Origin of the sequence: Nonomuraea mangrovi, assembly GCF_042681425.1 — a bacterium.
Lineage (GTDB): Bacteria > Actinomycetota > Actinomycetes > Streptosporangiales > Streptosporangiaceae > Nonomuraea > Nonomuraea mangrovi.
On sequence record NZ_JBHUFV010000074.1, the window covers coordinates 1 to 23,089 of the forward strand.

The following is a 23,089-nucleotide window of genomic DNA, read 5'->3' on the forward strand; positions in this document are numbered from 1 at the left end:
AGGTCAACTTGTCAAAGCCATCCTCGTCCTACAACTCCGCGAAGCCCGCTGAAATGGGTTCAGGGATTCGGTCAACACCGTCCTCCCGCGGCGAGCGAGGCCAGATAGCCGCAGGTGGCGGTGTCGAAGGCGTCACCGTCCAGGCTAGCGAGCAGCCGTCCAGTGTGCTGGCGGCCAGCTGGACCGTGCCGGGTAAGCCGACTCGGGCGCGCAGGTCTGGGTCGTATCCAGCGATGAACCGGGTGATCTTCACCAGGGAGGTGGCTCCGCCGAGTACGGCGAGCAGGGATAACGCCAACAGCGGGGTGAGTCGGTAGCGGCGTCCCCGGCGACTGCGCGGACCGGGCACCGTGTCCAAGACCTCGGCCAAGGTGGGCAGATGAAGCAAGTCGGTCGACGGGTCAGCGATGGTGACGTGCTCCAGGTGGCGGGCGAGCACGTCCATCGGGGATGATGGCACGCGAACGCGGCCCCTGTTCTTGATCGACTGGCGTAGACAACCGACGATCATCGGGGGTCGCATTTGTCATTCGCGCCCCGGGGCGCCCCTCAACCACCCAGCTGCGTCATGCCCGCATGTGTCTACCAGCCGAGAACGCTTCAGCCCTGCGATCTACGGCCCCATGTCGTAGAACGACCTGGTTGTGGCAGACCGCGAGATGATGCGCCGTTTCAGGCACTGCGACCAGAGTGGGGTCGGACTAGCTTCCTCTCTGGTCTCGCAACCACGCCTCCATGATGAGCTCGGCCTCTTGTTCCTCGGCGGCCGACTGTGCCTCATCCTCTTCCCACACCACCGTGCGGAATAGGCCCTCATCGAGCCAGGCTCTCAGGGACTCATCCCAGGGCTCGTTGTTAGTTTCATCGATGGCTCTGTTGGCAGCGCTGTACCGTAGGCGCAACTCGGCACCGACCACGTGGTATCGGTCTACTTCCGGAAAGAGCGTGCGATGCATGCTCAGGGTCAGGTCAAGTTCCAGCGCTCCGCAGTAGGCGGTCGTTCCTTCCCGCATGGCTTCATCGAGATCCGCAGCCTGCGTTCGGGTGACGCCGGAGATCACGGCAACGGCGAGGTTGCGGGTTTTGATTAGCGCTGCCAAGCCGGGCACGGTAAACGTCTTCCATAGGGGAGGTTCCTTCACCAAAAGGTGTGCCGAGAGATCTGCTGTGCCGATGCTCTCTGGAGGGAACAGGCTTGCCACCGCCACGCCTAGGCTGCGGCGAAATTCTGGTACCACTCGCACTATCTGTCCTAACACGACCCGGTCGATCTCGCCTGGGATTACCTGGTCCTCGCTGAAAAGCAGCACGACACCCAAACGTTCCATATTTTCCTTCCCGAGGGAGTGGCCAGCCAGAGGCGATATCTTTTCCGACGTGGAGAATTCGTTACGGAAATCATCGGCAGACAGGTCGCCTGCAATCGACAGCCCAGCCGAGACCACGTAGTTCCATAGGGCCTGGTCGGCGGATTGGGGCTGCCCGAAGACAAGAGACGAAACACGGATTCCACCCTCCGACACGGCCATCACCTGCCCGAGGCCAGAGTGAATCTGTGGATGCTTGGCAGCGTCATGGAGCGTCAGGCCCGCGGTCGTCGTAGTGAGCCATTGAGAATCAAAGCTTACGATCACACGGTGGACGCCCGCCTGGAAGGCGAGGTAAGGATCTTTGGCAAGGTCACCGGTAGGTGCCTTCGGCGGTAGCTTGGGCGGGTTGACGCACCGCATGGAGGTTTCGAAGGAGACCAGCATGCCACGCCGCACTTGACCCACAGTGCGCTCGTCGAGCACCACCGCTTCCGTGTCCCAGGTCTCGAACAGAGATTTAACATCTGCTACAAAAAGTCCGGGAGCCATTCCCTGCCCGTAGAATGGCTTGGAAGTATCGAGTCCGGTTCTTCTCGCAGCATTCACGATCGGCGTTCCAGAGGCGAGCATCGCGATCCGAGGTAGGTTGACAAAGTCGACGCTGGAAAACCTCATGCGCGAGGCGCGCGCTGCCAACGTCAGCTCTTCAGTGGATCCCGGCAGTGTTGCTTCTTGGATTTGTTCCACCCGCGCAGCACTGCGGGTGCCGATTAATCATCCGTGCAGCTCACGCGGCATGTCGGTACTCGTGCAGGGTTCCGCCGAGTCGGTCTCGTCGGCGTACCTCCAGGCGTCTGATCTGTGCTGGTTTGTTGATCGGTTGGGGGAGCGGGCGGAGCGGGGCGGCCTGCTTGAGCGCTCGGTGTGGCCGGTGCTCGTTGTAGTGGGTTTCGAACTCACGGAGTGCGTGGAGGAGGTGGCGCTGGTTCCAGATGAGGGTGCGGTCCAAGAGCTCCCTGCGGCAGGTCTGTATCCAGCGCTCGGTGAGGGAGTTCATCCGCGGTACACGGATGCCGGTGGTGACGATCTTGATTCCGGCGTCGGTCAGCAGGGTGTCGAAGGCGGCGGTGAACTTGGAGTCGCGGTCGCGGATCAGGAACTTGGCCTTGCTGCCGGCGTCCTCGAGGTCCATGAGGAGATTGCGTCCGAGCTGCACGATCCACTGCCCCGTCGGATGCTCGGTCGCGCCCAGGATCCGGACCCTGCGAGTGGAGTGCTCGATGACGGCGAAGACGTACAGGCGCGCCGCGGTTAGGGTGCGGACCTCGAAGAGGTCACAGGCGAGCAGGGCTTCGGCCTGGCTGCGCAGAAAGTCGGCCCAGGTCGTGCCCTGGCGTTCGGGTGCGGGCGGGATGCCGTGCTCGCGGAGGATCTCCCAGACGGTGGAGGCGGCGACCTTGATACCGAGGGCGGCGATTTCGCCGTGGATGCGACGGTAGCCCCATGAGCTGTTCTCTCGGGCGAGGCGTAGGGCCAGGGCGCGGATCGAGCGGACGGTGACCGGGCGCCCGCGTCGCTTCGGCGCGCACGTCGCAGCGTGGCGTCGCTTGAGCAGGTCGCGATGCCACCGCAGGACCGTGTCCGGGCGGACCAGTAGCAGGAGTTGCCGCAGCTTGTCGATCGGGAGGTGGTGGAGCAGGCCGGCGAGGACGGCGCGGTCGGTGTCGGTGAACGTGGGCTTGCCGACCTGACGCTGCAGGACGAGCAGTTGATGCCGGAGCGCGAGGATCTCGATGTCCTTCTGGCGATCGCTCATCGGCAGTAGGCGCAGGAGCGCCAGGGTGTTGGTTGCGGCGAGGTAGGCCAGGCGCAGCAGCACGACAGGTCATGATGCCGCTGGTGCCCCGTGCAGGTGAAGACCTCGGGCGGGTGTCAGGCATAGCTAGAGGCCGATGGTCAAGGCTGCGACCTGGGCGGATGATTTTCGGCACCCGCAGTGCCCCGTCCCGCCGCCGGGCGAGGCCCACGTGCGCCTCGTTGCGACTGAGTTCTACGGCGCGCTCGTCGGGGTGCGGAGAACGAAGGACCGAAGCCCTACAAGACCATGACCTGGCCGGATGACATTGTCGGCAGGCACACTGCCCGCAAGGCCGTGACCCTCCTGCTCGACACCGACACCTTCGACTCGGACAAGGTCGACTCCATCATCGGCGATCTCATCCGCGACCTCCGCTGACCTGAATCGACGCGCGACCCCGTGCGGTGTCCGCACGGGGTCGCGGCTGCTGATCCGCTACGGCTTGGTGTAACCGCCGGTGTACGCGCCCGCTCCGCTGTAGGCGTGCACCCGGACGCGGTACGTCCCGGCCGTTCCGTTGTAGGTCAGCGACTCGTCAGGGCCGCTGCCGTTGCTGCTGGCCACCGTGGTCCAGCCGAAGATGCCTCGCTTCTGCAGGTACAGGTCGAAGTCGACCCCGGTGGGCCCGTCGAGGCAGGCACGGTGCGTCCCGGCGGCCGCCGTGTACCCGGTGCTGCTCGGGTAGTACACGTTCTGGCCGCTGGTCAGGTTGCCGGAGATCGGCGTCTGGTAGCCGGTGCAGTTCCCCGGGGTGGTGCCGACCGTGATGCTCTTGCTGGTGGAGTTCGTGGCCCCGCCGTTGTCGGTCACGGTGAGCGTCACGGTGTAGGTGCCGGCCGCCGCGTAGGTGTGCGAGACGGTGGCGCCGCTGCCGGTGGAGCTGTCACCGAAGTTCCACGCGTAGGAGGCGATGGTGCCGTCCGGGTCGCTGGAGCCGGATCCATTGAACGAGCACGCCCGCGTGGTGTTGTCGCACGACTCGGTGAAGCTCGCCACCGGCGACTGGTTGCCGCCCGAGCCCGGCGGGTACTGCGTGGCGTCGTGCACGTCGAGCAGCGGTTCCTTGACGCCGTCCGTGGAGTCGTCGGTCCAGTTGGAGTTGCCCGTGGTCCGCAACTTGTCCCGTACGGCCAGCGCGCCGGTCCGGTTGGTCGGCTTGTGGGAGCCGCTGGTCAGGACCGCCGCCGCGCCCGCGACGTGCGGGCTGGCCATGGACGTGCCGCTGATGGTGTTGTAGCCGCCGTTCATCCAGGTGGAGTAGATGCAGGTGCCGGGTGCGGCGACCTCGACGGTGGTCCCGAAGTTGGAGAACCAGGCGAGCGTGTCGTCGGTGTCGGTGGCGCCGTCGGTGCGGCACGGCACGGTGATCGTGCCGACCAGGCCGCCGGGCAGGCCGTCGAAGTCGGTCAGCGCGGAGACGGTGACCACGTCGGGGTGGTTTGCCGGGAAGAACCCGGAGGCGTTGGCCGAGCTGTTGCCCGCGGCCACGACCACCACGACGCCCGCGTTGGTGGCGTTGGTGATGGCGTTGCTGATCGCCGAGCTCGTGCAGCCCTGGCAGCCGAGGCTCATGTTGATGACCTCGATCGTGCTCGCCCTGGCCACGACCCAGTCGATGCCCGCGGCGATGCCGGCCAGCGTGCCGGAGCCGGCCGAGTTCAGCACCTTGAGCGCGTGGATCCTGGCGCCGGGGGCGACGCCGACCGCGCCGATGTTGTTGTCGATGGCGCCGATAGTGCCGGCCACGTGGCTGCCGTGCCCGTTGTCGTCGTCACCGGTGCCCGAGCAGGTGCCGCTGGTGCAGTTGGTGCTGGCCACCACGTTCAGGTCGGGGTGGTCGAGGTCCACTCCCGTGTCGATCACCGCCGCGTCGACGTCGATGCGGACGTCGTCCGTGCCGTCGATGTCGAGGTTGATGTTCTGGTCGGCGAAGATGCGCTTGATGCCGCTCGGCACCGTCTGGGCGAAGGCGTGCACCTCGTGGTCGGGCTCGACGGTGAGCACACCCGCCTCACCCCTCAGTTTGGCGGCCTCCTCGGGGGTGAGGAGCGCCGTATAACCCTGGAAGGCGTACCGGTAGGTGCCCACCAGCACACCCTTGTGCGCCGCGACCTGCTGCTGCGCCTGCTTCGCCACCTGCGCCCGGGACACGTTGGCGAGCTGGACGATGTAGCGCTGCTGGTCTGCGGCGGCTGGGGCTGCGGCCTCGGCGACGGTGGCCCAGCTGGACAGTGCCAGGCAGACGCCGGAGGCCAGGGCTAAGAGGGTCCTTGTGAGACGCATGTGAAAGCCTTTCTCCGGGGGTGACATGAGCGGTGCTCATGCGGCTTGTGCGGAACATCGCATATGACAGCGAGTCAGGCAATACTGAAATAATTGTCATAGATCGTCTCAGCGACCCCGGATGGCGCCGATCGGCGGCCTCGTGGTGGCCGCCCCCGACGCCCCCGGCCGCGGAGACGATGCCGCCGCCATTCCTCCGGTTCAGAGCTTCACGGGCTGGTTCCGGCACATCCGAAAACAGGGCCCGCAGGGGGATCAGCCGGGCAGGAGGAAGCGGCGGATCTCGGTGGCGACCCGTCGCGGCGCGCCGCGCCTCGCGGTGTTGGAGGTGGCGCTGTGGTCGAGGCCCTCCAGCTCCACCCGCCTGGCGTGGGGCAGCACCCCTTCCAGCGCGGTGAGCGCGGCGCGCAGGTGGGCGGGGCTCTTGGTGCCGCCGAGCAGCAGCACCTCGGCCCGCGTCGTCTGATACGCCGCCAGGTTCCCCGCCGTCTCCGCCGCCACCTGCCCGTCGCAGTGCAGGGACGGCGCGAGCTCCCTGAACGTCGGCTCCGACCCGTTCGCCGCGCCCTTGTCCTCGCGTTTCAGCATCATGCTCGTGAGCAGCACCAGCACCGGCCGCGGCACCGCGTTGAGCATCGGCGGCCCCAGCCGGCTGGCCTTCATGCCGGTCACCAGCGCCGCGGGGATCCGTCCCGTGGCGATCTCGCGGTCGAAGCGGGCCAGCCAGTCCGTCGGCTGCGAGCCGTCGACGTCCAGCGGCGGTTCGAAGAGCACGGCCTTGCGCACCAGGTCGGGCCGTTCCAGCGCGGTGCGCAGCGTGATGATGGCTGTGCCTGCCGAAAACTCCGTCCGTGCAGTTCAAGCGGCACGCGAGTATTCGTGAAGGACTCCACCGAGCCGGTCTCGTCGGCGTACGTTCAGGTCGACGATTCCAGCCGGATCGGTGATGGGATCCGGGACGGCGCGTAGCGGAGCCGCCTGATCCAGGGCTTGATGGGCCCGATGCCGGTTGTAGAACGCCTCATATTCATGCAGGGCGTGCCGCAGGTGGCGTTCGTTCCAGAGCAGGCATCGATCCAGAAGCTCACGACGGCAGGACCTCACCCACCGCTCCATGATCGCGTTCATGCGTGGCACGCGGACGCCGGTGAGCACCGTGTGGATGCCGGCCTCGGCCAGGATCTCGTCCATGAGTTCCGGGAACTTCCCATCCCGGTCCCGGATCAGATAGCGCGCTCGGCAGCCCGCGTCCTCCAGATCCATTACGAGGTTCTTGAACGCCTGAAGCACCCAGCTCGCGGTCGGGTGGGCGGTGACGCCCAAGACGCGGACGCGCTGGGTGGCGTGCTCGATGACGGCCAGGATGTACCGGCGCTGCCCGTTCAAGGTGACGGTCTCGATGAAATCGCAGGCCAGCAGCGCGTCAGCTTGGGAGCGCAGGAAGTCGGCCCACGTGGTGGACGCCCGCTCGGGTGCCGGATCAACACCTTCCTGCTTGAGGATCTCCCAGACGGTGGAGGGTGCGACCTTGATACCGAGGGTGGTGAGTTCGCCGTGCACGCGCCGGTAGCCCCATGACGGGTTCTCTTTGACCAGCCGTAGAACGAGAGCGCGGATGGAGCGCACAGTAGGCGGCCGTCCGGGCCGCTGCTTCCGACACATGCGAGTATGGCGCATCCTGACCAGATCGCGGTGCCAGCGAAGGACAGTGTCCGGGTGGACGAGTAGCCGGAGCCCGGACAGGACGTCGCGCGGCAGCGACGTCAGGAGAGCCGCGAGGAAGGCCCGGTCCTCCGGGGCGAATCTCACCCTGGTGCCGACACCGAGTTGCCGTTCCAGAATGGTGATCTGGTGTCGCAGGGCAAGGATCTGGACATCCTTGTCTCGATCTCCCAGCGGCAGCGCCGCAGCGCGGCAAAGGCGTTCGTGACAGTCAGGTAGGCCAGACGGAAGAGCACAAATGATCATTTTGCCCCGTTCCGGCGCTGTCGACAGCCAAAGCTGGCACACGTCATGAAGAGCCGGCCAAGCCGTTTGACCTGCACGGATGATGTTATCGGCAGGTACAGGACCGGCGGTGAAGGCGAGCAGCAGCAGGGAGCCAAGAGCGGCGGGGAGGACTCGTCACACGGGCGAGCCTTTCTGCCTCCAGCCTCGGCCAGACGTATCGCCTGATCAGGGGGCGAGGCAGAGACAGAAAGAAGATCTCAACCGGCGGGCTGGGGTTCCCTGGCGTCGACCAACAACGGTCTAGATCATTCTTGGTGGCGCTCGCCTGTAACACCGGTGTGAGCGGGTGCAGAGTGTGGACGGAGGGCGCAAACCTCCCTCGTTGCGGCGCCGCTTCGCATGTCATGCCGCGTGGCCAGCCGTCTCGTGCCCCTCAGGCCGCCCTGGCGGAACGAGCAGAATCAGCCGCTCCCGTCGTAGGCCCGACAGCGCATCGGTTCTGTCCGATCCGCCCCGGTAACGATCATGTAGCTTCCCCTCGGAAGCGGGCCGCGGGCGGCTGAAATGGGGGGATGCCGTTACTTCCGCGTCGCCGTGACCGCCGTCCCGCGTGGTGATCGCCGCTCCGCCGGTGATGCGTGTGCCGCGCCCGGCCGCCTGGTGGATCATCCCCGTGATCGTGCTGGTCGGTGCTGTCGTGGGCGGCACCTTGTGGTGGCTGCTGGCCGACCCGGCCCTGACCGCCCCGACCCCGGGGTCGGCCGGGGCCGGCTCTGCGGCGGGTGACTGAGCCCGCGCCTCCGTGTCCTCGGCACTCTCCGCGAGGGCGCCGGGGCGCCGGCCGACCGGACCCGGCAGGGCGGGGGCTCAGCCCTCCCAGGGTTCCGGCCAGGTCTCGTCTGGGATGCGATAAAGGCTCCGCGTCGCCGCGAACCACTCCCGGTCGAGAAAGCGTCCCGAGATCCTGCCCATCATGCACAACATGCGGTGCGCATGCCGTTCGAGGTCCAGATCGTCGAGCAGCGCGAGCCCGCCCGCATAGCGCCGGTAATCGGGCAGGAACATCGGCCCGCCCTCTTCGAGCGGTGGCCCGGCATCCCCGAGCCGCTCGCCGTCGTGGTAGAGGTACATCCCTTCCAGCTCGTACTGGGCCTCGTCGTAGCGGATCTCGAAAACGCGCCGTTTCCCGAGGTTGCGGATGGCGGGATGGAACGGATGGAGGCCGAAGGCGAGAACGTGCGTCCAGCCGGGGGCGTGCGGGCCGATCCACACGGTGTCCGCGGGCCGCCCCTGGTACATCTCGACGAGCGTCTCGCGATCGCACTCCAGCCTGGTGCCCGGGTCCACCCGCAGCAGCCTGGCCACCTCCTCCCGGTCGTCGCTCTCGACCCAGAGGCCATGGAAGTAGTACGAGAGATTATGCTCGGCCAGCAGCTCCCACTGATCCTCCGCGGGAAGCGCCCACTCCGGATTCGTCATCTCCTCATCCCTACTCAGGCGGGTGGAGCGCCGGGCCGCCGGGCGGCCCGGCGCTCTGCGCCGCTAGTCTACGATCTTCACCCAGAAGGGGCTGTCGCTGACCTTCGTGGGAGTCTTCTCCGGGTCATAGGTGATGAGCCGGTACTGGCCGTAGAAGGCCATCAGCGCATCGCCGTGTTTCTGGTTGTAGCTGGTGTGCACCGCACGGACGGAATAGTGAATCTTGTCCAGGGCGGCCCCTTGCTCGGTGGAGGCGAAGGGATATTCGTCGCACTGGAGCGCACCGGCGTGCGTGGCCGCGTACTGCTCCTTGAAGTAGTACTGGCAGTAGTTGCCGTACGGCGTCAGGGAGAAGGCGTCCTGCGGCACGTAGATGGCGTGGCCGCCAAAGACCTTACGGTTGGCGCGCTCGTTCTTGTCGGCTCCTCTCCAGAGCGGCTGACCCTCGTCGGTGGTCGGCGCCTTGTCGTAGTTACCTGCGATGATTTTCTTCAGCTCGTTCCCCAGCGGCCCTCTGACCGGCGGATAGTTGTTGTTCCTGCCGTTGGTCGTGTCCCCTGGGCGGTACGGCGGAAAGGTGGATGCGTTCTTGCTCTGGTTCAGGGCGTCGGCGATGTGGTCAATGACGGGCAGGAAGTTCTTGTTCTTGCTCCTCGACATCACGAAGACGCGGTCGGCCCTGATATTGACGCAGCCGCCCTTGTGCTGCTCGCCGAACAGCCCGTTCAGCTTCCAGTCGCAACGGAAGCTGGGTGCGTACAGGTCGTTGGTCGGAATGCCGTGTCCCCAGCGCACCACGCCGAGCCGCTTGCCGTGCTGGGTGAGCATCTCCTGGTCCCACAGCCGCAGCTTGCCCTCCTGATTCTCGTAACCCGTGATCGCGGGCATGACGGAGCAGACCTCTCTGTCCTTGGGCGCCGCCGGCTCCGGGGTCGCGATCCGGTACTCGAGGTAGGTGCCGCGCCAGGCCTCGATCGTCTTGCGCTGGCTCGGCACTCCGCTCGTGATCTTGCAGGTGGACGACGTCTCAAGGCCGATCCGGATCTCCACGTCGTCCAGCTCGTCGTCCAGCCCGGAGAGCCGTACGCCGGTGTTGTAGATGCCGAAATCGGAGAGCTTCAGCCAGAACTTCATGTCCTGCGGCTTCATGCCGGTGGTGGAGTCGCCTCCCTTGTAGATCTCCTTTCCTGACGAGGTGCCCAGATAGCCGGTCGCGACCCAGGTCGCACGGAAGGAGAAGACGTCGCCGGGGTGCAACTGGTCCACCAGCTGCGCGGGCATGCGCAGTTGCGGGGGGAACAAGTAGGTCCACGCCGCAGGCTTGCGCTTCTTGACACCGCTGCCGTCGTCGTCCTCCTCCCAGCCCGCGTACCCGATGTAGGCGGTCCAGCAAGAGCTGTAGGGCTGCTCCTGCGAGCGGGAGTAGGAGTCGACGAACCTGGGCGCCTTCTCGGTGGCGTGACAGGTCTCCAGCGACGGATGCCGGTAGTCGAAGTTGTCGGTGGCCACGGCGGCGGGGGACGCCGCCGCGGACGGTGCCGCGGACCGCTTGACCGCGGGAGCCGGTCCCGCTACCAGAGCGGCGATCTCCGTGGCGCCGAGCGGCTGCTGGAAGACCTGGACGTCGTCCAGGTCGCCCCGCATGGCGCTGCCCAGCGTCATGGCGGTGTTCGCGTGCCAGGCCGTGAGGCTTACCGGCGAGGTCTTGACCAGGTTGCCGTTGAGGTACAGCGAGGCGGTCTTGGCCGTGGCGTCGTACACGCCCGCCAGGTGGAACCATTCGTCGACGGGCGGTTCGACGTCGGACAGAACACCCTCGGCCGTTGCATCGGCAGCGTCAGCGTTGGTGAGAGTGAACACCAGTCCGTGGTCGGGGGTGTTGCCGAAGCGGAAGGGCCCCTGGTGGGTGCCCTTCTGCTCGAGGACGGTGTAGTCGCCGTCCTTGTCGCTCCAGCGCAGCCAGGCGGCGGCGGTGAAGCTCTGGTCGGTGCGGATCACTGGTCCGGTGGTCTGGGCCAGGGGCTCCTCGCCGGGCTGGGTGACATCGACGGTGACCTGCCGCCAGTCCGACCAGGCCGAGGAGGCCTGCTCGGTGACCGCGCGCAGGCGCCAGCGCACCTTCCATCCGTCGGTCAGCTTGCCCGCTGGGACGGCGATGCTCGCCTGGGTGCCGGAGGCGATGTTGTCTGCGGCGCCGGTCCAGATCTGGCCGGTGCCCTGCCCGGTCGCGGTTGGGTCGTGCTCGATCTCGGCTTCGGCGCGCAGCGCTTGGCCGGTGGGGTGGGTGAGGGTGGCCTGCAGTGTGGGGGTGAGCGTGGTGGTCACCGTCACGCCGTCCGCCACCTTCGACGGGGTGATGGTCAGGCCGGTGGCGGTGGGCTTGGGCAGGCTGACGGTGAGGGTCTGCCAGTCCGACCAGGCGGAGGCGGCGGTGGATGAGACCGCGCGGGCTCGCCAGCGTACCTTCCATCCGTCGGTCAGCTTGTCCGCCGGGACGGTGATGGTCGCCTGGGTGCCTGCCGGGACGTTGTCGGCGCCGCCGGTCCAGATCTGGCCGGTGCCCTGCCCGGTCGCGGCCGGGTCATGGTCGATCTCGGCCTCGACGCGCAGCGGCTTGCCTGCCGGGTCGCTCACCTGGGCCAGCAGTGCCGGGGTGAGGGTGGGGGTGACGGTGGTTCCGTCCACCTGCTCGGACGGGGTGACCTGCAGCGCGCCGACGGACGGTTCGGAGACCGGGTCCGGCACGTCCACGGTCAGGAGTTGCCAGTCTGACCATGGTGAGCCGACCGTGGTGGCGGTGTTGATCGCTCGGACCCGCCAGCGCACCTTCCACCCGTCGGTGAGTTTCGCGTTGGGGACGGCGATGCTGGCCTGGGTGCCGGATGCGACGTTGTCCACGGCGCCGGTCCAGATCTGGCCGGTGCCCTGCGTGGTCGCGGCCGGGTCGTGCTCGACCTCGAACTCCGCCCGCACCGGCTGGGCGGCCGGGTCGGTGACCGTGGTGTGCAGGGTCGGGGTCACGCTCGTGGTCACGGTGACGCCGTTTGCCACCTGTGAGGGGGTGACCTGGAAGGCGCCGACCGTTGGGTTGGGTACATCGACCGTGGCTGTCTGCCAAGCCGACCACGCCGAGGCGGTGGCGGCCGTGGCGTTGACTGCACGAGCTCGCCAGCGGACCTTCCAGCCATCTGCCAGCTTGCCCGCAGGGACGCCGACGGCGGCCTGGCTGCCGGAGGCGACCGCAGGTGAGGCACCGGCCCAGATCTGGCCGGTTCCTTGGCCGGTCGATGCCGGGTCGTGTTCGACCTCGAACTCGCCGGCCAGGTTGCCGCCGACGGTGTCGGCGACGGTGGCGGCCAGTTGCGGGGTGAGCGAGCTGGTCACGGTCGTGCCGGCAACATCCTGCGCCGGGGTGATCGTGAGATTAGCGATCGTGGGGGACGATGCGGGCGCGTTGGTCGTGACGACCAGCTTGGGCGGGGCGTTCCAGTCGGTGTCGTCGGAGGAGGCGTACATCCGCCATTCGATGGTGGTGTTCTCGGTCGGAGCCTTCAGCACCAGGCCGTGGTTGGCCGCGCCGGCCGCCCAGTCTTGGCTGATGCCGGTGATGTTCCATTCCGTCGGAGTCAGGGTGCTCGTGCAGTCGATGGATGTTTTGTTGATTTGGGCGTCTTCGGTGGTGAAGGCCGGCTTGTTCGCCCAATAGAGGTTGTTCTCATCCCAGGCGCCGGTCACCCGGGCCGCCTGGACACCCTGCCCGACTGCTGCTCCGCAGGTCTTGGCATCGATGATCGACATCGACAGCTTGGCGTCGGTGACGGTTTTGCCCACGAGTGAGGAGGTGTCGAAGCGCAGAAGGGCGCGCATCTTCTGGCCCGTTTGCACACCTACTGGCAGGGCGTTGCTGGTCGGATAGGCCGGGGAGTCGACTGTGTCGGTGCTGAGGACACTGAGGTCGTTGTTGACCGGCAACGTCGTGGACGGATCCACCCGGACCGGGTACACGGTCTTCGGGTCCGACAGGAACGCATGGTCGGGCTTGAGCACCAGCTCTGTGCGCCCGGCCTGGGCCACGACTTGGGTGTCGATGACCGCGTGCTTGGCCAGCGGTAGGCGGCCCTTGGCGCTGCCGTCCCACATGATCGGCTGGGGGGCTGAAGCCACGAGCTTCTTGTCCTTGGCCTTCAGCAGCAGCCGCCCGCCCTTGCCCTCGGACAGGGTCAGGCCGTCGCTCTCTACGCCGATACGCAGTTCCAGCGGCTTCGACGGCCGCTGCCGCAGCACGACATCGTGCCGGAACCCGGTCGGTAGTACCGTCACCACCAGGTCGGCTCCGGCGCCGGCGGCGTCGGTGTAGGTGGCCACGCTGCCCTTGACGGTCGGCTTCGGCAGCGGTGTCGGCCAGCGAAGCGCGTACGACTTCCCGTCGGCGGACATTTTCACGAACGGATCCGTGCCGCTGGCGGAAACCTCCACGACCGCGTCCTCGGCGAGGGCCTTCGGCCGCAGCTTGCCGCCCTGCCCGGCCAGGGTGGTGTCGATCGGCACCCATCTGCCGTTCTGCCTGGTCCGCACTGGACCGGTCGTGACCTCAGTCTTGAACGTCTTCCCGTCAGGCTGGGCGTAGGTAATGCTGGTCGCGGTCGTCTCGTCGGCGACCTCGACCGCCTTGCCCTGCTTGACCGCCGCCGCAGAGGCAGCGATCCGCGCCTGCGACGGCACGTTGGAGAGCGCGTTCCCGCTCTTGCCGGCGATCCACGCCGCCGTGTCGTTCAGGCTCGCGTCGTGGTCATTGCCAGAGGAGTCGGCGGCCGTACGGCCGTCCCCCTCGTCAAAGCCCCACTGCCCGGCCGCCTTCAGCAGAGTGGTGAACGACCATGAGTACGCGCTCATGGTGTTGTCGAACAGGTCGCTCGCCCCCGAGACCACGGCGGTGTACGTGGTGCCGGGCCGCAATGCCCGTTCCGGAGTGAAGGTCGCCACGGTGCCGGTGTCGTCGAATGCCACCGTTCCCGCGACCTCGGTGCCTGCCGGGTCCTTGAGCACCACGACCGCGCCGCCGGCCTCCTCGTGGAAGGTGATCTTCAGCTTCGTGTCGAGGGGCACGTCCACGGCGCCGTCCGCAGGCTCGACGGAGACCACCTGCGGCGCGCGGGTGTCCTCGCCACCGCCCTCGTAGCCCTCCTCGTTGATGTCGAGTTGGTCCGTCTGGATTTCGTACGCCTCCCCGTCGCGCTGTCCCGCGATCCGGCCGGCGAACTCGTTCCCGATGGTGATCTGCTCGCCCTCCTCGGGCTCGTATATCGACCTGGCGAGGGCTTCCTCGTAGGAGGGGAGGCTCGTGATCGGGTCGGGCGAGGTGAAGAAGAAGTCCTCGATGACGGGCGGCTCGGGAGCCTCGAAGTCAACGGTGAGGATGGGCGGGTGGAGCCGCCCCTTACAGGCCTCCAACGGGGTACTCCTGCAGCCGCCTGCCTCGTCGGTCCGGTAGCGGCGCCAGTTGGTGATGTCCGATTCGCTCCCGGCAGCCAGCTGGACACCGTAGTTGGCGGCGCCGTCCGACCATGCCTGGACGATCTCGTCGATCGAGTAGACCAGGTCCCATTCTTTGCCTGCCCAGCTCGCGGCTCCACTGGTGCAGTTGGGGCTGTAGGCGGCATATTCGGTGATCTGACCCGTTGAGGTGACCGACGGCTGGCTGTTCCACGTCATGGTCGCTTCGTCCCAGGCCGACGTGATCCGCCGGGTGGTGATCCCGGAGCCGACGTAGGTCCCGCAGTCGTTGGACAGGTGGTTCCACAGGATCAGGTCAGCGTTCTGTACCTTGAGGCCGCGGAACTCGGCGGGCATGTCGGGGAACTTGATGTAGCTGCGCCAGCGGACGGTGCCGTTGTTGGACTTGCCGACCAGGATCCGGTCCAGCCGGAAGTTGTCCCAGCTGTCAGGATAGTCCGCGTCATTGACGAAGGTGTCCCAGCCCTGTTTGGGCAGGCCGCCTGCGCCGGTATGGGTCTCCCACCAGTCGCCCGCCACGGCCGCCATGGTCACGGGATAGGTGACCGCAGGGTCGGCCAGGAACGTGGCGTCCGGGGTGAACATCAGCGTCTTGCCGTCGCCATCGAGGCTGACGGAGGCCTTACCGACCTTGCCCGCATCGATCGGGGCGTAGGCGTCGGCGGCCGTGGCGTCCTGCAGGAGCGTGGGCCGCACCTCGGTCAGCGTCTTGCCGTCCTTACCCACAATGATGGGCTGGCCTTGAGCATTCTTACTGAAGGAGAGCCCGGCGGGCAGTGCCACCGGCACCTTGAAGGTGACCGGTCCGGTAGGCCGTTCGCTGATGATGACCTGCTGCCGGAAGCCGGTCGCGGTCGCGGTCACCAGGAGGTCGCGGCCCTTGCCGTAGGCGGCTGGGTATCGCGCTGTGTTGCCCTTCAACGTGGGCTTGGGCAGCGTCGACGGTGTGGTGATCTTCGCTGTGTCGTCGGCGCCTGCCGTCGCTTGGCTCTTGAGCAGAGATTTGTCCTGCCCGGCGGACAGGGTGAGGGTGCCGTTGATCGCCTTGGGCTTGATCGCGCCGGCCTGTTCGACAAGCGTGGTGTCGATCGGGGTGAAGCCCTTGCCGTCGGTGTTCTTGACCCGGACTGGCTTGCTGTGCAGCTCCATTCGGAGGGTCTTGCCGTCGGGGTTGGCGTAGAAGGTGCCGCTCTCCGAGCGGAGCGACTCGATCTCGACCCGCCGGTTGTCCTTCTTGGCCCGCGCCAGCGCCTCGCCGGTGGGGGTGCTCGGCGGTGACGTCGTGGCGGGGCGAGTGGGGGGTGGTGTGCCGACCTGGGCGATCGCGGGCGCACTCAAGAGCGAGAGCGGCATCGTCAGGGCCGCGATCAGGGCAGCGCGACAGCGCGTCCGGGGCGATAAGCCGGACGCTGTGGGTGGTGTGTTCACTAGCGCCTTTCGAAAAAATGCGAAAAAACGGCAAGATCATGACACGCGGCTAAGGTTTCCGTAAAGATCCTTTTTAGTATCCGAGAAAGCGCATTCCGTGATCACGGACGGACGACACGGGGGCCGCATCCCGGCCGGCGTCACTGCCCGCATCTTCATTAAGGTCCTGGCCTTGACCGCGGCCATGGTGGCGTCCGTCAGGGTGACGGTGTAGTCGAGCTTGCGCCCATCAGGGGAGCGAGAGGTGTAGCTGGTCTTGACGGTGCCCGAGCGGGAGATGGCGTTGTTGCCGTCGAGCGAGTCGATGGACTCGGCGGTCACCGTGGGGATGTCGGGCGGCAGCAGGTAGGAGACGCTCATCTTCGGCGGCGTGGAGGTGCCGGCGTCGGCGGAGTCGAAGCTCCAGATCTGGGTGTCGGGGAACCTCGGGTCGTCCAGGTCGTATTGCCAGTTCAGCTCGGTGGTCGCCAGTTCGACACCGTTGTTGGCCATCCCCGAGGCCCAGGCTTGAGCGGCCGAGGTGAGGTTCCAGGTGGACCAGTTGCCGCTGGTGCTGCACGAGGGCGTGATTGTCGAGGCACCGGTGGAGGTGGTCCCTGGCTTGTTGCCCCAGCCCGTGGAGCTGGCGACCCAAGGGGAGGTGACCGGCGAAACGGTCATCGGCCAGTTGTCGCACCGGCCGAGCCATTTGCCGTACAGCTGCATTTGGGCGGAGACGATGGCCTTGCCGGTGAACGAGAAGCCGCCGAACTCGACCAGGCTGCGGTAGTGGACGGCCTTGTACTGATCCTTGTACGTGCAGGTCGAGCCGCTGCAATCCTGGACCTGTACCTTCTTGGCGTTCGTGCCGGTGTACAGGATGGCGTTGGCGTAGCTGGCCTGGTAGATGTCGTTGTAGGTGAGATCCTGCGTGACCGTCAGCCCCACAGTGGGGTCGACCACCACGGGGTAGGTGGTGTTCTTGTCGGCGAGGTAGGCCGGGTCAGGCTTGAGCACCAACACTTGGCTGCCGTCCGAGCCGGTGACGACCTTGGTGTCGATCTTTCCTCGTTCGTCCCTCGAGCCCGTCGGGCTGTCGAGGGGAGCCTCGGTCATGAAGGGCTCATCCGCCGTGGCGACGGTCTTGCCCTTTGCGTCCGTCAGCTTGAGTCCACCGGACTTGGTCTTGGCCAGCTTGAGCTCGCTGGTCGTCACCGGGATGCGGAACTCCAGTGGCTTGCCCGGGCGCTCGTGCAGTACCACGTCGTGTTGGAAGCCTGAGGCGCGGGCGGTGACCACTAGATCAGCGTTGGGGCCGGCGGCGCCCGCGTAGATGGCTTTGTTGCCCTCGATACGAGGTTGTGGCAGTGCTGTCGGCCAGGACAGGGCGAACTTCTGGCCGTTTCCGCGGTCCAGCGTGGCGAAGGGCTTGTCCGCGCCGCCCGCGGAGAACTCCACTCCCGCCTTGGCGAGCTTGGGCTTGAGGACCCGTCTGCATTGATCAGGTTTGTGTCGATCCATGCCCATGATCCGTCGGGCTGCTTCAGCTGTGCAGGCCCTGCGTAGGCGTGGGTCTCAAGATGGCCGTCGGGGTAGGCCCACGTGCGGGAATCCTCGGTGAAGGAGGATTCGACCGCTACGGCTTTGCCCTGCTTCTTGGCCTCCTCGACCGCCGCCCGTAGCGGCGCATCCGGATCCTCGGGCCGAGGAAAGGTCGTCACGGTGGGTGCTGGAGCGTTCACATCGCTGGGCTGCGGAGTGGGAGTCGGAGTCGCCACGGCGGATGCCGGGCCGACGACCAGCAGCGACGCCGTCACCGCCAGCGCCGTGGCCGCGGCGAGCAAGCCTGCCGGTCTCCTGCCGGAGACCGGCGGTTTTAATAACGTGTTCACTGACACCTCAATCATGTGTGAGTTGAGATAGCCGAGGGTCCTTGCCGAAGTAGTCGATCATTCGTCGACATGTGACAAAGCACAGCTAATCGGACATAAATGCAGGTAGCGGGTAGGGGAATTCGATCGATGTATGCGCATCTCGTGCTCGTGGCGTTCAGGGGTTACGGCGCACGTGTCCGTGTCTTCGCTCGCGATCGTGGTGCGATAGCTGGGACGCCGTGTAAGGGGCGCCACGCCCCAGTTGGCATAGTTGGGCGGGAGAGCGGCCCTCTGCGGGGTGCCGAACTCGCCGGGACCAACCGCGGTCCCGTGGTCCATCTCGATCTGGATCGGTTCGATCTGGCTCTGCCACCTCGCCTAAGTCGGGGTGGTGGCAGGAATTCGCATCTCACCCGGTCATTGCGACAACATCAACGTCTTCGGCTTACAAGGTCTGTAGTGGCCGCCCCTGTGCGGGGTCGTCCATGTTGATGATCAGGTCTGGGACGTCACCGATTCCGGCGACGGCGGCCATGCGCGGTAACCCCTCGTGGGAAAGATCGCGGCTGGCGTACGGGCAGGCCAGGGCAGCTCTGATGTACGTAGCCCACGGTCATTGGCACACGGTCGCCGCTGGGCGGGGTGTGCCCCGGCGGGATCCTCCCCTGCGGTGGCGCGCGAGCTCGGGCGGCGGGGCTCCAAAGGGGCCGGGCGGCGGGTCCTTCCACGCGTGATCAATGGGTGACTGCACGGTCACAGCTCTCCTCTTCCTGGTGAGGATGCGGATGTGAGGGTGCGCATCGTCGTGTGTGAGCTGGGCTCAGTTGGGGTCGCGAGAGTCAAGGCACTCCGCATGGACTCCGCATTTACTCTGCAATTCTGCTGTTTTGGCAGGAGTATGTCAACATATTCTCTGCATTTAGATGCATTCGCCTCGCGTGGCGGACCTGATCATCAGGAGTGGGGAACCTGCCGTCGCGGCTCGCTGGAGGGCCGTTTGGGTCGCAGGCGGTTGTACTCCGGGCGACATCGAGCAGCCAGCCCATCTGGCCGGCGCGTGGATGGGGCGGCCACTTCATCGCAGGTTGGGGATGCCGGAGTCGTCAACGTACCGCCGGCCCGTTTCGCCTCGACGCTCGCCACCATGTCGCGGATCCAGGCGGCATAACCGGCATCTTCCCGTCTGCCGGCAGGAACTCTGCCGCCGATCTGTCCACGGGCGCGCTGCAGGTCTTCGGGGTGGCTGTAGGACCGTAGCCGCAGCATTACCCGACCACAGGCCTGGGGTCGGGCCTGGGTCTTGGCCTCGGCGGCAGGTCGAAGCCAAACTCGTCGTCAGTCGGCGAGGCGAATCGCAAGCTCGATTTCCCAGCCGCCGTTGTCTGCGGTCAGGACGCCAGCATGATAAATCTCGAGCCGACAGCCCCAGCGCAGGCCATCAGCTGTCAGCCCGGCGTCCCATTGCATTCCTTGTTGACCCGCCCATTCCAGAAGTTGGCCTGTGGCATCCATGAGTCCGGATGGGTGAGCGCTATGGACGAGGGTCGCGTATCGGCCTGCAGGCAGTTCCCTGCAATGGGTGCCCTCCAAGGTTCGCAGAAAGCTTTCTACCGGTATGCCAGCCTCCACCTGTACAGACCGATGACCTGTGATCATCCCGTGATATTTAAGGAAGGGAGACCCAGCCGGTTTAACGCCACTGGCGAGCATGTCGCGGTGCATGAGGGCCAGGACGTCCATCATGCGGTAAAGCGAGTCCAGCGCCACCATGAAGGTTTTGCCGAGATAGGGCTGCTCGGCTCGCTCAATGATAGTTGGCTCGATCAAGCTATCCGGTTGTCCTGCCTCCCTGAGCTCAGACATTATCTGATCCTTATCCGAGTAGGCAGTAGGACGTTGACCACTCCCAGCTCCACAGATGCTAGCCCCGCCATCGATCTAGTCGCCCTTTCAAATGTATTTTCTAACCGTAGCTGCGGTGTGCATCTCAATCTCGGCATCGCCTACAGCTTCTCCTGGCTCGAAGCCGAGAGTCTCAAGTATCGCCTGATCAGGCGTATCCTTGTCTGACCGGTTGCCGTTCGCGATTCCCGCTCATGCCTAGTAGACAAACTTCATCTTCGTTCATTGCGTGGACGCCTGCCCCGGTGCGGTCAAAGTCAGATGTCATCAGATGATCAAAATAATGCCAGCACTCTGAACTGCCCACGTCAAACTGAGTTGCCGAGTCGCCCTGGGTCATGAGTCTCTGTCGATAGAACGGCGCTCGCGAATAATTGAGCTTCTCAATCCAGGCCGCAGTTCAGCCTGGAGGTCCAGGCTGAACTGGCCAGCTGACAGTGTGTGGTCCGGGCCGTCGTACAGCATAAGAGAGCATAAAGTGACACTCCTGGTCGGCGGGCTGTGCGAGATAGATCGAAAGCGACTCCATGATTCGTAACCTTGCCGCCCGGTCGAGGATCGTCGAGACAATTAAAAGCACCCGTACGCCAGCCGTGATCTTTCCCGCGAGAGGTTGCCGCGCAGGTCGCCGACGTTGGAATCGACGAGGTCCCCGACGTGATCATCAACGTGGACGACGCCGCACGGGGGCGGCCACGACAGATCTTGCAAGCCGAAGAAGGTGGTGTTGTCGCAGTGGCCGGGTGAGATGAGGGTTCTTGCCACTACCCCGACTTAGGCGAGCTGGCGCAGGCTCAAGTCAAGCCGACCCGAATAGGCCCCCCGGGGCGGCGCGCGAGCTCGGGTGGCGGGGCGCCGAAGGGGCTGGGTGGCGGGTCTTTCCATGCGCGATCAGTGAGTGACTGTGCAGTCACGGCTCTCCTCTTCCTGGTGAGGCTGCGGATGTGGGGGCGCATCGCCCTATGGGAGTGGAGCCCGGTTGGGGTCCGCAAGGGTCGAGGCATCCCATACGAGGTCTGCATTTTCTCTGCAAGCCTGCAGTTCTCGGAGAGGAATGTCAACATATTCTCTGCATTTAGGCGCATTCGCCTCGCGCGGTGGACCTGATCACCAGGAGTGGGGCACCTGCCGTCGCGGCTGGATCGAGGGCCGTTTGGGTCGCAGGCGGTTGTACTCACGGGCCACATCGAGAAGCCAGCTCATCTGGCCGGCGCGCGGATGGGGCGGCCATTTCATCGCAGGTTGGGGTGCCGGGGTCGTCAACGTGCCGTCGGCGCGTTTCGCTTCGATGCTCGTCACCGTGTCGTGGATCCAGGCGGCGTAACCGGCCTCTTCCCGTCTGCCGGCAGGGACTCTGCCGTCGTTCTGTTCGCGGGCGCGCTGCAGGTCTTCGGGGTGGCTGTAGGACCGTAGCCGCAGCAGCGCCTCGGAGATGACGATGGTGCGCGCGGCCACCTCCGCATCGACGGTGTCCGCGCTCTGCGGTATCCGCACCACCTCGGGGACGGCGCGGGTGAGGTCACGCCAGAGGGGGGTGATCTGGCCCAGCATCCGCTTGGGTCGCTGGCGCCACTGTTCGACCACAGGCAGGCTCAGGCCGATGAAGCCGACGGTGTAGCCGAGGAAGTTCACCGCAAGAGCCGCCGTCGTGGACCACGGCAGTGGTGGGGGCGCTATGTCGAGAACCTGAGGGGCGAGGTAGCTCAAGGTGTACAGCGAGCGTGCCGAGCTGCCGATGGATCCCACGGCCATGAGCTGCAGGCTCCGCCTGAGCCATCGCTGATCGCAGCGACGGGCAAGTCGCAGGAACAGCCATGACACGATGGCGAACACGGTGGGCAGGGTGATCTCGTAGAGGCCGAGGTACCACAGCTGAGCGTCGCTGGCGCGCTGCTCGCCGACCGCGTCGTAGATCTCGACAGGGCTCAGATCGTTGGCGAGCGCGATGAACGCGAGCACACATAGCCACAACCCCGCCGCGTACCACAGGTAGTGGATCTTCCTGAGCCGGGACAGAGGGCCGCCCTGCTCGGCGAGGGCATAACTGACCCAGGCCATGACGCCGGTCAGCGCACCCAGCGACGTCCCGGATTCAATGATCAGCGCGACCGCGGGTGTGCCCGTGACCTCGATGAGCACGCTGCGTAAAGGTGTGACGGTGATCAGCATGCTGATGACGCCGGAAAGGCAGGCCAGCCAGATCATGAGGTGTTTGGGCGACTGGCGTAACCCACCGGTGCGGATCGCCACGATGAGGATCATGATGCCCAGGCAGACGGCGATCCACAGACTAGGCACGGCCGGCTCTGAAGGGGTTCAACAGCGGGCTTCCAAGAGAGCCGATGAGGCCGCTGCTGGTGGCCGTGGCGATGCGGGGCAGCATTCGCGCGACGACCAGAACACCGAAGGCCTCCGCGCGCTGCTCCTGAACGTCGCTGTAGTCGGAGGTGCGAGCGCGCAAGCTGTGGATCAACTCCATGCCACCGAATTCCAGCAGAGTGGGTGCGAGAACGTGAGCCAGTTGCTCGAGACGCTGTTCGGCTTGGGTCGGATCGTCCATCAGCACGTGGCCGATCTCGGGACCCCAACAGCCGAGTTGCAAGGGTGGCGGATAGTCCTCCGAAGCGGGGTAGAAGACCAGGTCACGCGTGTCGTGCGGCGGTTGAGGTTCCTCGATGTGGACCCACAGTCCCGTCATCTGGCTGTGGTTGCAGGTCGGCATCTGGATGCTTGCCGGGTCGTATGGCACCGAAATGATCGTGCGACCAAGATGGGTGCTGAGGGCCTTGGTCAGCGAGGGGATGGTGACAGGGCCGGGCTGGCGGGCGAGGAAGTCGAGGACACTGCCATGGGACTCGCGCATCTCCTTATAAGGAGAAGTCGACATTGGCGCTCCAGGAGGGGAGGTCCGCTGTTGGGGCGGGAGCGGCGAGCACGTGATGACTCACTGGTCGTCTGACGGGTCGGTGGATGAGCTTTCCGCCATCTTGATCAGCGTCATGATCGCCGCGTAGGCGTCGGGGTTGGACCGCTGAATCCGCTCGAGGCGACCTGCTGTCGCTACCATGCCGAGGGCTTGTGCCGCCTGCAGGCTCTGCATTTGCTCGATCATCTGCTGCCCGCGTGGATCTCCGCTGAGCGCCAACGTCCAGATCGCGTTGATCTTCGGCGCGTGGTGGAAGATCGTCGGGGGCAGCCCGAACGCCGCCGCCAGCTTGTCGAGCGTCTTGGGCCGGCTGTTCCTGGTGTCGCCGCGACAGACCCGGCTGACCGTCGTGTCCGTTACTCCAGCCTTGCGGGCCAGCGCGTTAGCGGTGAAGAACTGCGTGGTGTCGGGATCACGGATGTGAGCGATCAGCCATTCCAGACGCTCGCCCACGGCCGGGACGGACTCGTCCGCCTCATGAGGAGGGGGTGAAGACGAAGACACAGGCTCATCTCCCGGGCTAGCTGATCGTGATGGACCCGACCCTATAGCCGAATCAGGCAATGCAGAACATCTCCCGGAAAAT

15 protein-coding genes are annotated in these 23,089 nt (G+C 66.0%); 2 read left to right on the plus strand and 13 right to left on the minus strand.

Annotated features, from left to right (window positions below; translation table 11 throughout):
• Window positions 1–28 precede the first annotated feature (28 nt).
• The 3 genes from ACFSKW_RS45575 to ACFSKW_RS45585 all read right to left on the minus strand — a co-directional run bounded on the left by ACFSKW_RS45575 (window position 29) and on the right by ACFSKW_RS45585 (window position 3,189).
• A complete protein-coding gene (locus tag ACFSKW_RS45575) occupies window positions 29–445 on the minus strand; it encodes a transposase family protein (protein ID WP_379580852.1) in 417 nt (138 codons plus the stop codon).
• Window positions 446–701: 256 nt separating this feature from the next.
• A complete protein-coding gene (locus tag ACFSKW_RS45580) occupies window positions 702–2,057 on the minus strand; it encodes a hypothetical protein (protein WP_379580853.1) in 1,356 nt (451 codons plus the stop codon).
• A 40-nt stretch (window positions 2,058–2,097) separates the two neighbouring features.
• Window positions 2,098–3,189: an integrase core domain-containing protein gene (locus tag ACFSKW_RS45585; protein ID WP_379580854.1), complete on the minus strand. Its 1,092-nt coding sequence runs from the start codon at window positions 3,187–3,189 to the stop codon at window positions 2,098–2,100.
• Between the two features lie 225 nt (window positions 3,190–3,414).
• Here ACFSKW_RS45585 and ACFSKW_RS45590 point away from each other — a divergent pair, with 225 nt between their 5' ends.
• Window positions 3,415–3,546: a hypothetical protein gene (locus ACFSKW_RS45590; protein WP_379580855.1), complete on the plus strand. Its 132-nt coding sequence runs from the start codon at window positions 3,415–3,417 to the stop codon at window positions 3,544–3,546.
• A 57-nt stretch (window positions 3,547–3,603) separates the two neighbouring features.
• On the opposite strand, the gene ACFSKW_RS45595 is transcribed toward ACFSKW_RS45590, so the two are convergent.
• From ACFSKW_RS45595 to ACFSKW_RS45605, 3 genes are all read right to left on the minus strand, one after another.
• Window positions 3,604–5,451 (minus strand): S8 family serine peptidase, encoded by a 1,848-nt coding sequence (locus ACFSKW_RS45595; RefSeq protein ID WP_379580856.1) that lies wholly within the window; start codon window positions 5,449–5,451, stop codon window positions 3,604–3,606.
• Between the two features lie 255 nt (window positions 5,452–5,706).
• Window positions 5,707–6,225: an alpha/beta fold hydrolase gene (locus tag ACFSKW_RS45600; RefSeq protein ID WP_379580857.1), complete on the minus strand. Its 519-nt coding sequence runs from the start codon at window positions 6,223–6,225 to the stop codon at window positions 5,707–5,709.
• 84 nt (window positions 6,226–6,309) lie between these two features.
• The gene (locus ACFSKW_RS45605; protein ID WP_379580858.1) at window positions 6,310–7,011 is read right to left on the minus strand and encodes an integrase core domain-containing protein; all 702 of its coding nucleotides are present in this window, start codon (window positions 7,009–7,011) and stop codon (window positions 6,310–6,312) included.
• 1,030 nt (window positions 7,012–8,041) lie between these two features.
• On the opposite strand from ACFSKW_RS45605, the gene ACFSKW_RS45610 reads away from it, so the two are divergent.
• The gene (locus ACFSKW_RS45610; RefSeq protein WP_379580859.1) at window positions 8,042–8,191 is read left to right on the plus strand and encodes a hypothetical protein; all 150 of its coding nucleotides are present in this window, start codon (window positions 8,042–8,044) and stop codon (window positions 8,189–8,191) included.
• A 77-nt stretch (window positions 8,192–8,268) separates the two neighbouring features.
• Here ACFSKW_RS45610 and ACFSKW_RS45615 read toward each other — a convergent pair whose 3' ends face one another.
• From ACFSKW_RS45615 to ACFSKW_RS45645, 7 genes are all read right to left on the minus strand, one after another.
• The gene (locus ACFSKW_RS45615) at window positions 8,269–8,880 is read right to left on the minus strand and encodes a hypothetical protein (protein WP_379580860.1); all 612 of its coding nucleotides are present in this window, start codon (window positions 8,878–8,880) and stop codon (window positions 8,269–8,271) included.
• Between the two features lie 63 nt (window positions 8,881–8,943).
• Window positions 8,944–15,732 carry a DNRLRE domain-containing protein gene (locus ACFSKW_RS45620; protein ID WP_379580861.1) on the minus strand — a complete coding sequence of 2,263 codons (6,789 nt, stop codon included), beginning with the start codon at window positions 15,730–15,732 and terminating at the stop codon, window positions 8,944–8,946.
• A 126-nt stretch (window positions 15,733–15,858) separates the two neighbouring features.
• Window positions 15,859–17,322 (minus strand): DNRLRE domain-containing protein, encoded by a 1,464-nt coding sequence (locus tag ACFSKW_RS45625; RefSeq protein WP_379580862.1) that lies wholly within the window; start codon window positions 17,320–17,322, stop codon window positions 15,859–15,861.
• A gap of 1,688 nt (window positions 17,323–19,010) precedes the next feature.
• The gene (locus ACFSKW_RS45630; RefSeq protein WP_379580863.1) at window positions 19,011–19,538 is read right to left on the minus strand and encodes a GyrI-like domain-containing protein; all 528 of its coding nucleotides are present in this window, start codon (window positions 19,536–19,538) and stop codon (window positions 19,011–19,013) included.
• Window positions 19,539–20,684: 1,146 nt separating this feature from the next.
• Window positions 20,685–21,875, minus strand: coding sequence for an MAB_1171c family putative transporter (locus ACFSKW_RS45635; protein WP_379580864.1), 1,191 nt, complete (start codon window positions 21,873–21,875; stop codon window positions 20,685–20,687).
• Complete coding sequence (locus ACFSKW_RS45640; protein ID WP_379580865.1) at window positions 21,868–22,440, minus strand: hypothetical protein; 573 nt, start codon at window positions 22,438–22,440, stop codon at window positions 21,868–21,870. Before ACFSKW_RS45640 ends, ACFSKW_RS45635 begins: the two co-directional genes overlap by 8 nt.
• An 81-nt stretch (window positions 22,441–22,521) precedes the next feature.
• Window positions 22,522–22,956 carry a helix-turn-helix domain-containing protein gene (locus ACFSKW_RS45645; protein ID WP_379580866.1) on the minus strand — a complete coding sequence of 145 codons (435 nt, stop codon included), beginning with the start codon at window positions 22,954–22,956 and terminating at the stop codon, window positions 22,522–22,524.
• Window positions 22,957–23,089 lie beyond the last annotated feature (133 nt).

Excerpts from the sequence above, each read along its gene's own strand:
- ACFSKW_RS45575 (WP_379580852.1), bottom strand. The coding sequence starts at position 445 with ATGGACGTGCTCGCCCGCCACCTGGAGCACGTCACCATCGCTGACCCG.
- ACFSKW_RS45590 (WP_379580855.1), top strand. The coding sequence starts at position 3,415 with ATGACCTGGCCGGATGACATTGTCGGCAGGCACACTGCCCGCAAGGCC.
- ACFSKW_RS45595 (WP_379580856.1), bottom strand. The coding sequence starts at position 5,451 with ATGCGTCTCACAAGGACCCTCTTAGCCCTGGCCTCCGGCGTCTGCCTG.
- ACFSKW_RS45615 (WP_379580860.1), bottom strand. The coding sequence starts at position 8,880 with ATGACGAATCCGGAGTGGGCGCTTCCCGCGGAGGATCAGTGGGAGCTG.
- ACFSKW_RS45625 (WP_379580862.1), bottom strand. The coding sequence starts at position 17,322 with ATGGATCGACACAAACCTGATCAATGCAGACGGGTCCTCAAGCCCAAG.
- ACFSKW_RS45630 (WP_379580863.1), bottom strand. The coding sequence starts at position 19,538 with ATGTCTGAGCTCAGGGAGGCAGGACAACCGGATAGCTTGATCGAGCCA.
- ACFSKW_RS45640 (WP_379580865.1), bottom strand. The coding sequence starts at position 22,440 with ATGCGCGAGTCCCATGGCAGTGTCCTCGACTTCCTCGCCCGCCAGCCC.